A 12,906-nucleotide genomic window follows, 5' to 3' on the forward strand; every position below is an offset into this window, starting at 1 on the left:
CTCTGCGGCCTCACCCTGGTCAGGGTTTCACAGTGACCGTTTCCGTGCTTCGAATGGGTCCACCCGTGATATTGACGGGTCCCTTGTCGGGGTTGCTGCGCATGGCACGGGCGTCGGCCATGTCCTGCTGGTAACGCAACCGTGCCTCGGCTTCACAGCCCTGGCGTTCCTTGCCCTGGGGCATGGCCTTGCATTCTTCCAGACTGACCTTCAAGCCGCCACCGGCTTCGCGGATGGCCGACTGGTAGCGCTGCTGGGCCGTGGTGTCAGGTACGGCTCCCCGTATCAGCGATGCCTCTGCGCCTGCCTGCGCAAATGCCGGTGCCAAAATAGTGCCTGCGACCCAGGCTGCCACGGCCAACAGGCCAGATGCCGAATGGTTCTTCATACGATTTCCTTTTGAGTTCATCCGAAGAGGCCAATTTAGGAGCGGGGCACAGGCGCCACCATAGGTCGGCTCCCGGGCAAGGCGCAGGTACCGAGCGCGCCCGGGTGTCGGACAATGCCCACATGCATGGGCCTTGCCTGCCCCGGGGGCTTCTCGCCATTGCGCCAACACAAGGCCCTGTCTGACACACGCGCCAGGGTCATTTGGCATACATTGGCCCCCATCTTTGTTACCAGGTGTCCCCATGCTGTCAATCCTCGGAACCTTTATCGTCGGACTCGTCGTTGGCTTCATCGCGCGGGCGGTCAAGCCGGGTGATGACAAGCTGGGCTGGATCATGACCGCCTTGCTGGGCGTGGCCGGCTCGTTTCTCGCCAGTTACGTGGGGATGGCCATGGGCTGGTACCAACCAGGCGCAACCGCGGGCTGGATTGCCTCGGTGGTGGGCGCGGTGGTGTTGCTGGTGGTCTACGGCGTGGTCAAAGGCAAGACCTGATCGCAGGCCAGCCCATGGCAAGCGCCCGGCAAATGGCCGCAGGCAACCCCGAACTGGCGGCGGCCGTGCAGCGCAGCCGCCGCCTGCTGCACCGCCGCGCCCTGGTGGCAGCAGTGGCCAGCACAGTGCCGGTGCCAGGGCTGGACTGGGCGGTGGATGCCGCCCTGCTCTCGCAGCTGCTGCCGCAAATCAATGCCCAGTTTGGACTCACGCCTGCGCAACTCGACCAGCTCGACCCGCACCAGCGCGAGCAGGTGCAAAAAGCGGTCACGCTGGTCGGGTCCGTGCTGATCGGCAAATTCATCACCAAGGAACTGGTGCTGCGCGCCACCCGAGCGGTGGGCCTGCGCCTCACGACACGGCAGCTGGCCAAGTATGTACCGCTGGCAGGCCAGGCGGTGGCCGCCACCGTGGGCTACACCACCTTGCGCTACCTGGGGGAGCAGCACCTGCGCGATTGCGTGCAAGTGGTGCAACAGGCCCAGTTGAGGTTGCCGGTACCGCGCTGATTGCTCCTTAAAAAGTAGCTGCTTGTGCCTATGCAATAAAGGAAAGCAGCGGTGTCATCAGATTTCCCATCAGAGCCTGCGCCGTGCGTTACACCGCAAGCCGGCGCCCCTTTTCCTGCAGCGCCCCTGTCCAAGGCAAAATTCCGGCCCATGGCTTCCGCTGGTGACAAGATTCCCTCCCCCAAGCGCCCAGCACCGGCGTTGCATGAGCAGGGGGTGGCCATGTGGCTTGAGGCCCTGCGCAGCCACGCCGATGCGGCAGCGCTGCAGCGGCTCCCGCCGCTGGCCGATGCGGACGCGGCCCGCGTCATGGCCTTGCTGCGGCAGGACGGCACCGCCTTGCCCCCGGCCCGCCCCGCAGAGCCAGCGCAGACAGCCGCAGCAGAACCAGGCCAGTTTCGCCCCCGGCTGACGCTGCAGACCCTGGGCCGGGGCGAGGGCCTGCTGGGCCTGCAACCGCACGGAAAGCTCGGCCCGCGCAGCGGCAGCATCACCCTCGCATGCATTGACTGGACCTACCGCACCCCAGGTGGTGCCGCCTGGCAGACACCCGCACCCACCACCGTGCTCAACAGCCGCCCGGCGCTGGAAGAAGCGCTTTACGACACCGGCGGCCCGGTGGTGCGCCTGCAGCGCAACCTGGCGGCCGAGGCCGACGCCATGGACCGTGTGTGGGACCTGGGGTTGATCCCCGTCGATGCGCGCAAGCTGCAGTGGCGCCACCACGCTGCCGCCAGCAGCCTCGGCCCCGTGTGGACGCTGGCGCAGGAATCCCACTTTGGCGACTTCTGGGCCGAACAGATCCCCCGGCTGCGCGCCGAAGGCTGGAGCGTGGTGGTCCACCCCGGCTTTGCACACGAAAGCGTGCCCGTGCAGCGCTGGAAGCTGCTGATCGCCCCCGACACCGGCGAACTGCTGGGCAAGGAGGTGGACGGCCCGCTGAGCGAACGCCAACGCCCGGTGCAAAAGCTGCGGTTGCCCGGGCGTGAAGGCGCCTGGCTGCTGAGCCTGGGTATCGAGATCGACGGCGAAACGCTGGACCTGGCCCCGATGCTGGCCGACCTGCTGCGCCGCGACGCCCGCTGGCTCAACGCCCGGCAGATGGCCGCCATCGACGACATCGCCGTCATTTCGCTGCGCGCCCCCGGCGGCCAACGCATTGACGCGCCCGCCGGGCCGCTCAAGGCCATCGTGGGAGCTATGGTGGACCTGCTGACCGACCCGACCCGCAACCAGTGCCCGGACGGCGACCCGCTGCGCCTGGGCGCATGGGAGGCCCGCCGCATCGAAGCCCTGCGTGCTGGTTTGGTACAGGCCCACCGCGTGGGCACGGTCAATGGCTGGAACAACGACTGGCAGCTGCAAGGCGACGCTGGCCTGGCGCAACTCGCCAAGCGCCTGAGCGCCATCGGCACCCCGCAACCGGTGCCGGCTCCGCAGGGCCTGCAGGTGCAACTGCGGCCGTACCAGCTCGAAGGCCTGGCCTGGCTGCAATACCTGCGCGCCCAGGGCCTGGGCGGCATCCTGGCCGACGACATGGGCCTGGGCAAGACCGCGCAGGCGCTGGCCCATGTGCTGGCCGAAAAGGAGGCCGGGCGCCTCATTCGCCCCGCCCTGGTGGTGCTGCCCACCTCGCTGCTCTTCAACTGGCAAGCTGAGGCCGCCCGCATAGCGCCGGACTTGCGCGTGCTCAGCCTGCACGGCACCGATCGCGGTCAGTGCTACCCGCAGATCGCCCAGCACGATCTGGTGCTCACCACCTACCCGCTGCTGTGGCGCGATGTGGAAGCCCTGGCCGCCCAGCCGTTCCACCTGCTGGTCCTGGACGAAGCCCAGATGGTGAAAAATACGGGCAGCCGCAGCGCCCGCGCGCTGCGCAAGCTGCAGGCCCCGCACCTGCTGTGCCTGACGGGCACGCCGCTGGAGAACCACCTGGGCGAGCTGTGGGCGCAGTTCGACTTCCTGATGCCCGGCTTTCTGGGCGATGTGCGCAGCTTCAACGCCCGCTGGCGCAAGCCCATCGAGGAAAACGGCGAAACCCTGCGCGCCCAATTGCTGTCGCAGCGCGTTCGCCCCTTCATCCTGCGCCGCCGCAAGCAGGACGTGGCCACCGAACTGCCGCCGCGCACCGAAACCATCCTGCGCGTGCAGCTGCAAGGCAAGCAGCGCGAGCTGTACGAGGCCGTGCGCACCACGGCCGACCAGCAGGTGTGCCGCGTGCTGGAACGGCAGAGCTTCGAAGGCGCTCAGATCACCATCCTGGACGCCTTGCTCAAGCTGCGCCAGGTCTGCTGCGACCCCCACCTTGTGAAGGGAGCGAAAGTCCACCCCGGCACCGAACGCGCCAAGCTGGAGCTGCTGGCCGACCTGCTGCCCGCCCTGGTCGATGAAAGGCGCCGCGTGCTGGTGTTCTCGCAGTTCACCGAAATGCTCGCGCTGGCGGCCGAGCTGCTCGATACCCTGGCCCAGCCCTACCTCACCCTCACCGGCCAGACACCGCCGCGCCAGCGCGGAGCCGTGGTGAAACGCTTTCAGACACAGGACGAGAGCAACGCTCCCATCCTGCTTGCCAGCCTCAGGGCCGGCGGCGTGGGCCTGAACCTCACGGCGGCGGATACGGTGATCCACCTCGACCCCTGGTGGAACCCCGCCGTGGCAGAACAGGCCACCGCCCGCGCCCACCGCATCGGGCAGAGCCAGCCCGTTTTTGTCTACAAGCTGGTGGTCGAAGGCAGCATCGAAGAACGCATGCTGGAACTGCAGGCCCGCAAGGCCGCGCTGGCCCAGGGTGTGCTGGGGCATGACGCCGAGGGCGCAGTCAAATTCAGCGAAGCCGACCTGCACGCGCTGCTGGCGCCACTGACCGAACCCGCCAACAACCCGCTGGGCATACCGGGCGAAGACGCCCTGCGCTGGGGCGGCACAGGCCAACGGCGGCCGCGACCGCTGCAGCCACCATAAGTTGGCGTGTTTTTGGCCTCTGGCGCTTTGCCGACAAGCACCATGAGCCATCCGATATGCAGCCAATGAAACACACGGCACGCCACCCGCACAAAAGCCAGCCCGCCATCGCGTTTGCCACAATGGCGCCATGACCGCACCGCCCATTGCTCCAGCCCGCCTCCAGCGCTACTGGCTGATGAAATCCGAGCCCGACGAGTGCTCCATCGACGACGCCCTGGCCGCGCCCCATGCCACCGTGCCGTGGACCGGCGTGCGCAACTACCAGGCCCGCAACTTCATGCGCGACGAGATGCAGGTGGGTGATGGCGTGCTGTTCTACCACTCCAGTTGCCCCGAGCCCGGCATCGCCGGCATTGCGCGCGTGGCCAGCGGCACGCGGCCTGACCCCACGCAGTTCGACCCGGCATCACCGTATTACGACCCCAAATCCTTGGCAGAAAAGCCGCGCTGGCTGCTGCTGGACGTGCAGGCGCTGCGCAAGACGCGCCTCGTCAGCCTGGCGGATCTGCGCCACACGCCGGCGCTGGCAGGCATGCGCGTACTGCAAAAAGGCAGCCGCTTGTCCATCACGCCAGTGGAGCCAGAGGAGTGGCGCGAGATTACCGAACGCTTGCTGGCCTGACGCAGCCCGGCGAGACCTGCGCACCCGTGCTCGCAGATCAAATGGGTGGCTGCGCAGGCAGCGCGCTGGAGCCCGCCAGCTCCGGCAGCTGATACACCAGCACTTTCAGCGCCCTGCCCTCGTCCACATCCGCAAACGCCACCGGGTTGGCCACGCGTTCCACGAACACCAGCTCTGGCGCCAGCTCACGCATCTGATCGTGCAGGAAATCCACCCCCAGCTCTGGCGCGTTCAGGCACAGCAGCGCGTGGCCGCCGGGCGCCAGCAGGTCGGGCAGGCGGCGCATCAGGCGGGCATAGTCCTTGGTGGCCACGAAGCTGCCCTTCTGGTAGCTGGGCGGGTCCACGATCACCAGGCCATAGGGCCCGCTGCGAGTGATCTTGCCCCAGCTGCTGAAAATGTCGTGCGCCAGAAAGCTCGCGCCCGTCCTGATGCCGTTGAGCTGGTGGTTCTGCTGCCCGATGGCGATGGCGCCGTGGCCCATGTCCACGTTGACCACCTGCCTGGCGCCTGCCTGCAGCGCCACCACCGAAAACGCGCAGGTGTAGGCAAACAGGTTGAGCACCTTGAGGCCATAGCGGTCGGCGCTGCGCGCGGCAGCAAAGGCGCGCACCCAGCGGCGGCCCTCGGCCATGTCGAGAAACAGGCCGTGGTTCTGGCCGCGCAGCACATGCAGCTTGAACTGGCTACCCTGCTCGGTCACGACATGCGGTTCTGGCACGCTGCCGGCCATCAGCCGCGTTTCGGTGCGGCCCTGGGTGCGCAGCGCCTCATTGCGGCACTGGAACACCCAGTTCAGCGGCTGGCCGGGCGCCAGCGTCTCCCAGCGCCGGGCCAGCGCGGTGCCGATGGCAAGCAACTGTGCCTCGGTCTCATCGCCCGCCGGCAAAAAGCTGGTGAGCACGAACACGGGCGGATAGGCATCCAGCGTCCACTGTTCGCAGCCGGGGTGCATGCCGCCCCGGCCATGGAAGATGCGCTGGGCATCGGTGGGGAGCTGCATCCGGGCGATGGCGTCGAGCAAGGCTTGCATGGGGTGGTGTGCGGTGAGCGCAGGGAATGAGATGCAGGGGTAGAAAATTCAAGCGTTTTAGGCCACTAGCGCTTGCTGAGATAGCGCTGGCAGCTATCTTTTTTTGATGATTTCACGCGGGTGGCACGTTGTGCAGCTGCCGTGCAGCCCCACAGCCTACGGCAGCGCACGCAAGCCCAACTCTTCCAAAAAGACGTTGTTCTCGCGAAAGTTGCGCCCCAGCGCTGTGCGGTCGTGGACGTCGGGCCGGTATTCGTACTTGAGGCCCTGGATAGCCGTTTGGACGGCTCGCGGACTGGCGAGACCCGCGCTTCGCGGCTACAGCTCAATGCCGCGAGTTGGCGGCGTCTTCGCTCGCTGGTGGTGGCGCTTCGTCCTTCGTCTCGGCGTCCAGCCCCCACTGGTCCCAGTCGTCCCCAAACAGCTCGACCGGGTGCTGCGTACGGTCCGAACCATTGCCGCAACGCATGTCTTTGGCCGGGCAGTAGAGGTTGCAACCCCAGCACACCCGCTCGGGGTGGGCGGGGGCCTTGGGAAACTTCTTGACGACTGCCATGGCGCTTCTAGGGGCAGTGTTGCCGGGCTCCTGTCGATGGGCGCGTTACTTGCGCTGCGGTGGCACGTCGGTGCAACTGCCGTGGGCAATCTCCGCCGCCATACCGATGCTCTCGCCCAGCGTGGGGTGCGGGTGGATGGTCTTGCCAATGTCCACGGCATCGGCGCCCATCTCGATGGCCAGGGCGATCTCGCCGATCATGTCGCCGGCATGGGTGCCGACGATGCCGCCGCCCAGGATCTTGCCGTGGCCATGGGCCTCGAGCGAATCGTCGAACAGCAGCTTGGTCACGCCTTCGTCGCGGCCGTTGGCGATGGCACGGCCGGAAGCCGTCCAGGGGAACAGGCCCTTCTTGACCTTGATGCCCTGGGCCTTGGCCTGGTCTTCGGTGAGGCCCACCCAGGCCACTTCGGGGTCGGTGTAGGCCACCGATGGGATCACGCGGGCGTTGAAGGCGCTGCTTGCCAGCTCCTTGTTGCCCTGCAGTTCACCGGCGATGACTTCTGCCGCCACATGCGCCTCGTGCACCGCCTTGTGCGCCAGCATGGGCTGGCCCACGATGTCGCCGATGGCGAAGATGTGCGGCACGTTGGTGCGCATCTGGATGTCGACGTTGATGAAGCCACGGTCGGTGACGGCGACGCCGGCCTTGTCGGCGGCGATCTTCTTGCCGTTGGGGGTGCGGCCCACGGCCTGCAGCACCAGGTCGTAGGTTTGCGGCGCGGGGGCGGTGCCGCCCTCTTCCGCTGCGGCGAACGTCACCTCGATGCCTTCGGGCGTGGCCTTGGCCCCCACCGTCTTGGTCTTGAGCATGATGTTGTCGAAGCGCTTGGCGTTCATCTTTTGCCAGATCTTGACGAGGTCGCGGTCGGCGCCCTGCATCAGGCCGTCCATCATTTCCACCACATCCAGGCGCGCACCCAGCGTGCTGTACACCGTGCCCATCTCCAGGCCGATGATGCCGCCGCCCAGGATCAGCATGCGTTTGGGGACTTCCTTGAGCGCGAGGGCGCCGGTGGAATCGACCACGCGCGGGTCGTCGGGCATGAAGGGCAGGCGCACGGCCTGGCTGCCTGCGGCGATGATGGCTTTCTGGAAGGCGATGACCTTCTTGGTGCCAGTCTTCTCCTGGCCGGTGCCAGTGGTTTCTTCCACTTCGAGGTGGTTGGCGCCCACAAAGGCACCGTAGCCGCGCACGGTGGTCACCTTGCGCATCTTGGCCATCGCGGCCAGGCCGCCGGTGAGCTTGCCGATGACCTTTTCCTTGTGGCCGCGCAGCCTGTCGATGTTGACGGCGGGTGCTCCAAAGTCCACACCCAGGTCGGCCATGTGGCTGACTTCGTCCATGACGGCTGCCACGTGCAGCAGCGCCTTGGACGGGATGCAGCCCACGTTCAGGCACACGCCGCCCAGGGTGGCGTAGCGTTCAACGATGACGACCTTGAGGCCCAGGTCGGCCGCGCGGAAGGCGGCGCTGTAGCCGCCGGGGCCGCCGCCGAGCACGAGCACGTCGCAGTCCATGTCGGCCGAGCCAGCATAGCTGGATGCTACTGGATTGATAGCTGCTTGCGCTTGCGGTGCAGGCGCTGGAGCCGCTTTTGGCTCAGAAGTTACGGGAGCAGGGGCAGATGCTGGAGCTGCCGCGCCTGCGCCCTGCACTTCCAGCGTCAGCACCACCGAGCCTTCGGCGACCTTGTCGCCGAGCTTGACCTTGAGCTCCTTCACAACCCCAGCATGGCTGGAGGGGATCTCCATGGAGGCCTTGTCGGACTCCACGGTGATCAGGCTCTGCTCGGCCTTGATGGTGTCGCCGGGTTGGACCAGCACTTCGATGATGGCCACTTCGGCGAAGTCGCCGATGTCGGGCACCTTGATGTCGATGATTGCCATGGTGTGTCTTGCCCTTCCGTTACATCACGATGCGGCGGAAGTCCGCCAGCAGCGAGGCAAAGTACACGTTGAAGCGTGCGGCGGCGGCGCCGTCGATCACGCGGTGGTCCCAGCTCAGGGAGAGGGGCAGCATCAGGCGCGGGGCGAACTGCTTGCCGTCCCACTTGGGCTCGAGGCTGCTCTTGCACACGCCCATGATGGCGACTTCGGGGGCGTTGATGATGGGCGTGAAGTAACGCCCGCCAATGCCACCCAGCGAGCTGATGGAGAAGCAACCGCCGGTCATGTCGGCAGGGCCCAGCTTGCCGTCGCGCGCCTTCTTGGCCAGGTCGCCCATCTCTTGCGAGATCTGGACGATGCCCTTCTTGTCAGCGTCACGGATGACGGGCACGACGAGGCCGTTGGGCGTGTCCGCCGCAAAGCCGATGTGGAAGTAGTTCTTCATCACCAGCTGGTCGCCGTCGAGCGAGCTGTTGAACTCGGGGAACTTCTTGAGCGCGGCCACGGCGGCCTTGATCATGAAGGCGAGCATGGTGACCTTGACGCCACTCTTCTCGTTCTCCTTGTTGAACTGCACGCGGAAGGCTTCGAGGTCGGTGATGTCCGCGTCGTCGTGGTTGGTGACGTGCGGGATGACGACCCAGTTGCGGTGCAGGTTGGCACCGCTGATCTTCTTGATGCGCGAGAGGTCCTTGCGCTCCACCGGGCCGAACTTGGTGAAGTCCACCTTGGGCCAGGGCAGCAGGTCCAGGCCCACGCCGGAACCGCCGGATGCCGCAGCGGGCGCCTTGGCGGCCTGGGCCTTGGTCTGCACGGCGCCTGCCATCACCTGCTTGGTGAAGGCGGCGACGTCGTCCTGGGTGATGCGGCCCTTGGGGCCGGTGCCCTGGACTTCGTCGATGGGCACGCCCAGTTCGCGGGCGAACTTGCGCACCGAAGGCGAGGCGTGCGGCAGGCCGGCTGTGAGACTGCCTGGCTGGTGGGCGGGGACGGCTACCGTGGTCACGGCCACGGCGGACGCTGCAGCGGCGGCGACGGGTGCCGCAGCGACTGGCGTTGCCACTGGTGCAGCAGCGGCAAGGGGTGCAGGCGCAGAGGCGCCTGCCGCGCCTTCGAGGACAGCCACCAGATCGCCGATGTTGACGGTGTCGCCGATCTTGACCTTGAGCTCCTTGAGCACGCCGGCGGCGGGCGAAGGAATCTCCATGGAGGCCTTGTCGGATTCGACCGTGAACAGCGACTGTTCGCGCTGGATGGTGTCACCCACCTTGACCAGCAGCTCGATCACGGCCACGTCCTTGAAGTCGCCGATGTTGGGTACGTGCACTTCGATCGGGCCTGCAGCAGCTGCGGCCGCCGGTGCGGGCGCTGGGGCCCCCACTGGAGCTGGAGCGGCAGCCGCCACTGGGGCCGGGGCAGCCACCGGTGCTGCTGCAGCGCCCGCGTCAGCGGACTCCACCACCGCAATCACCGAGCCCTGCTTGACCTTGTCGCCCAGCGCAATCTTGAGTTCCTTGACCACGCCTGCGTGGCTGGACGGGATCTCCATCGATGCCTTGTCGGATTCGACGGTAATGAGCGACTGCTCAGCTTTCACGGTGTCGCCCACCTTGACCAGCAACTCGATCACGCCCACTTCGTCAAAGTCTCCGATGTCCGGGACTTGAATATTGACCAATGCCATTGTTCTGTCTCCGTTCGTTTTATGCGTAGAGCGGGTTGGTCTTGTCGGCCTGGATGCCGTACTTGGCAATCGCCTCGGCCACCTTGGTGGCGGGCACGCTGCCTTGCTCGCTGAGCGCCTTGAGCGCGGCGACCACGATGTAATGGCGGTTGACCTCGAAGTGCTCGCGCAGCTTGCTGCGGAAGTCGCTGCGGCCAAAGCCGTCGGTACCCAACACCTTGTAGGGGCGGCCCGCCGGGATGAAGGGGCGGATCTGTTCGGCGTAGCTCTTCATGTAGTCGGTGGAGGCTACCACCGGGCCTGCATGGCCGCCCAGCTGGCGCGCCACGAACGACGCACGCGGCGCTTCGAGCGGGTGCAGCAGGTTCCAGCGCTCGCAGTCCTGGCCTTCGCGGGCCAGTTCGTTGAAGCTGGGGCAGCTCCAGACATCGGCCTGCACGCCCCAGTCGGCGGCCAGCAGGGTCTGTGCGGCAATGGATTCGCGCAGGATGGTGCCCGAGCCCAGCAGCTGCACGCGCTTGTCACCTTCGGCGCCGGGCTTGCACAGGTACATGCCCTGGATGATCTGCTCTTCGGTGCCGGGCGTGATGCCGGGCATGGCGTAGTTTTCGTTGAGCAGGGTGATGTAGTAGTAGACGTTTTCCTGCTTTTCGACCATGCGTTTGAGGCCATGGTGCAGGATCACCGCTACCTCGTGGGCAAAGGTCGGGTCGTAGCTCACGCAGTTGGGGATGGTGCCCGCCAGGATGTGGCTGTGGCCATCTTCGTGCTGCAGGCCTTCGCCGTTGAGCGTGGTGCGCCCCGAGGTGCCGCCCAGCAGGAAACCGCGCGCCTGCATGTCGCCCGCGGCCCAGGCCAGGTCGCCAATGCGCTGGAAGCCGAACATCGAGTAGTACACGTAGAACGGCACCATGATGCGGTTGTTGGTGCTGTAGCTGGTGGCTGCAGCGATCCAGCTGGCCATGCCGCCGGCCTCGTTGATACCCTCTTGCAGGATCTGACCGGCCTTGTCTTCGCGGTAGTACATGACCTGGTCGCGATCGACCGGGGTGTACTGCTGGCCCTTGGGGTTGTAGATGCCGATCTGGCGGAACAGGCCTTCCATGCCGAAGGTGCGCGCCTCGTCCACCAGGATGGGCACCACGCGCGGCCCCAGGGCCTGGTCACGCAACAGCTGTGTGATGAAGCGCACGTAGGCCTGCGTGGTGCTGATCTCGCGGCCCTCGGCCGTGGGCTCCAGGATGGCCTTGAAGGTATCGAGCGCGGGCACGGTGAAGTGCTCGTCGGCCTTGGCGCGGCGGTGCGGCAGGTAGCCACCCAGGGCCTTGCGGCGCTCGTGCAGGTAGCGCATTTCGGGCGTGTCGTCGGCCGGCTTGTAGTACGGCAGGCCTGGCAGCTCGCTGTCGGGGATCGGAATGTTGAAGCGGTCGCGGATGTACTTGATGTCTTCGTCCGACAGCTTCTTGGTCTGGTGCACGGTGTTCTTGCCTTCACCGGCCTTGCCCATGCCATAGCCCTTGACGGTTTTCACCAACAGCACGGTGGGCTGGCCCTGGTGCGCGTTGGCGGCGTGAAAGGCAGCGTACACCTTGGCGGGCTCGTGGCCGCCGCGGCGCAGCTCGAACACCTCATCGTCGGTCATGTGCTCGACGAGCTGGAGCGTCTCGGGGTAGCGGCCAAAGAAGTTCTTGCGCACAAAGGCGCCGTCGTTGGCCTTCATGGCCTGGTAGTCGCCGTCTAGCGTCTCCATCATCAGCTGGCGCAGCTTGCCCGTCTTGTCGCGGGCCAGCAGCGCATCCCAGCCGGCGCCCCACAGCAGCTTGATGACGTTCCAGCCGCTGCCCCGGAACTCACCCTCGAGCTCCTGCACGATCTTGCCGTTGCCGCGCACCGGACCGTCCAGCCGCTGCAGGTTGCAGTTCACCACGAAGATCAGGTTGTCCAGGTTCTCGCGCGCCGCCAGGCCGATGGCGCCCAGCGATTCGGGCTCGTCCATCTCGCCGTCACCGCAGAACACCCAGACCTTGCGGTTTTCGGTGTTGGCAATGCCCCGGGCATGCAGGTACTTCAGAAAACGCGCCTGGTAGATCGCCATCAGCGGGCCCAGGCCCATGGACACCGTGGGGAATTGCCAGAACTCGGGCATGAGCTTGGGGTGCGGGTAGCTCGACAGGCCCTTGCCATCCACTTCCTGGCGGAAGCTGTCGAGCTGCTGTTCGTTCAGGCGCCCTTCCAGGTAGGCGCGGGCGTAGATGCCGGGGGCGCTGTGGCCCTGGATGTAGAGCAGATCGCCACCGTGGCCTTCGCTCTCGGCATGCCAGAAATGGTTGAAGCCCGCACCGAACATGCTGGCCACCGAGGCGAACGAGCCGATGTGGCCGCCGAGGTCGCCGCCATCGGCGGGGTTCAGGCGGTTGGCGCGCACCACCATGGCCATGGCGTTCCAGCGCATGTAGGCGCGCAGGCGCTTTTCGATGGCGATGTTGCCGGGGCAGTGGGCTTCCTGGGTGGGCTCGATCGTGTTGACGTAACCCGTGTTGCCCGAGAACGGCATGTCGATGCTGTTCTGGCGCGCATGCTCGAGCAGTTGCTCGATCAGAAAGTGGGCGCGCTCAGCCCCCTCTTTATCGATCACGGCGGACAGCGCGTCCATCCACTCACGGGTTTCTTGCTGATCGGTGTCGATGGCGGGCGCGGCGCCGTTTCCGACCAGAGGGGCGGGCTGAGCTGACATGCTTGTCTCCTGTGTTGAGGGTGCAATTTA

General features: G+C 66.4%; 10 protein-coding genes. 4 read left to right on the forward strand and 6 right to left on the reverse strand.

Annotated features, from left to right (window positions below; all coding sequences use genetic code 11):
- Window positions 1–19 precede the first annotated feature (19 nt).
- Complete coding sequence (locus K225_RS0103075; protein WP_026435039.1) at window positions 20–388, reverse strand: hypothetical protein; 369 nt, start codon at window positions 386–388, stop codon at window positions 20–22.
- A 244-nt stretch (window positions 389–632) separates the two neighbouring features.
- Between K225_RS0103075 and K225_RS0103080 the strand changes: the two genes are divergently transcribed.
- From K225_RS0103080 to K225_RS0103095, 4 genes are all read left to right on the forward strand, one after another.
- A complete protein-coding gene (locus K225_RS0103080; RefSeq protein WP_026435040.1) occupies window positions 633–884 on the forward strand; it encodes a GlsB/YeaQ/YmgE family stress response membrane protein in 252 nt (83 codons plus the stop codon).
- Window positions 885–898: 14 nt separating this feature from the next.
- Window positions 899–1,393: a hypothetical protein gene (locus tag K225_RS0103085; protein ID WP_026435041.1), complete on the forward strand. Its 495-nt coding sequence runs from the start codon at window positions 899–901 to the stop codon at window positions 1,391–1,393.
- Between the two features lie 150 nt (window positions 1,394–1,543).
- Window positions 1,544–4,354, forward strand: coding sequence for a DEAD/DEAH box helicase (locus tag K225_RS0103090; protein WP_026435042.1), 2,811 nt, complete (start codon window positions 1,544–1,546; stop codon window positions 4,352–4,354).
- A gap of 130 nt (window positions 4,355–4,484) precedes the next feature.
- Window positions 4,485–4,979: an EVE domain-containing protein gene (locus K225_RS0103095; protein WP_034711678.1), complete on the forward strand. Its 495-nt coding sequence runs from the start codon at window positions 4,485–4,487 to the stop codon at window positions 4,977–4,979.
- A gap of 37 nt (window positions 4,980–5,016) precedes the next feature.
- Here K225_RS0103095 and K225_RS0103100 read toward each other — a convergent pair whose 3' ends face one another.
- The 5 genes from K225_RS0103100 to aceE all read right to left on the reverse strand — a co-directional run bounded on the left by K225_RS0103100 (window position 5,017) and on the right by aceE (window position 12,876).
- Window positions 5,017–6,012, reverse strand: coding sequence for a class I SAM-dependent methyltransferase (locus K225_RS0103100; RefSeq protein WP_026435044.1), 996 nt, complete (start codon window positions 6,010–6,012; stop codon window positions 5,017–5,019).
- Between the two features lie 325 nt (window positions 6,013–6,337).
- Entirely contained in the window at window positions 6,338–6,568 is a 231-nt protein-coding gene (locus K225_RS0103105; protein WP_026435045.1) for a DUF3079 domain-containing protein, read from the reverse strand.
- 45 nt (window positions 6,569–6,613) lie between these two features.
- On the reverse strand, window positions 6,614–8,458 hold the full coding sequence (lpdA, locus tag K225_RS0103110; protein WP_026435046.1) for a dihydrolipoyl dehydrogenase: 1,845 nt from the start codon (window positions 8,456–8,458) through the stop codon (window positions 6,614–6,616).
- Window positions 8,459–8,477: 19 nt separating this feature from the next.
- Window positions 8,478–10,142 carry a dihydrolipoyllysine-residue acetyltransferase gene (gene aceF / locus K225_RS0103115; protein WP_026435047.1) on the reverse strand — a complete coding sequence of 555 codons (1,665 nt, stop codon included), beginning with the start codon at window positions 10,140–10,142 and terminating at the stop codon, window positions 8,478–8,480.
- A 19-nt stretch (window positions 10,143–10,161) separates the two neighbouring features.
- The gene (gene aceE, locus K225_RS0103120; RefSeq protein WP_026435048.1) at window positions 10,162–12,876 is read right to left on the reverse strand and encodes a pyruvate dehydrogenase (acetyl-transferring), homodimeric type; all 2,715 of its coding nucleotides are present in this window, start codon (window positions 12,874–12,876) and stop codon (window positions 10,162–10,164) included.
- Window positions 12,877–12,906 lie beyond the last annotated feature (30 nt).

This window comes from Acidovorax sp. JHL-9, from assembly GCF_000426205.1.
Classification (GTDB): Bacteria; Pseudomonadota; Gammaproteobacteria; order Burkholderiales; family Burkholderiaceae_C; genus Acidovorax; species Acidovorax soli.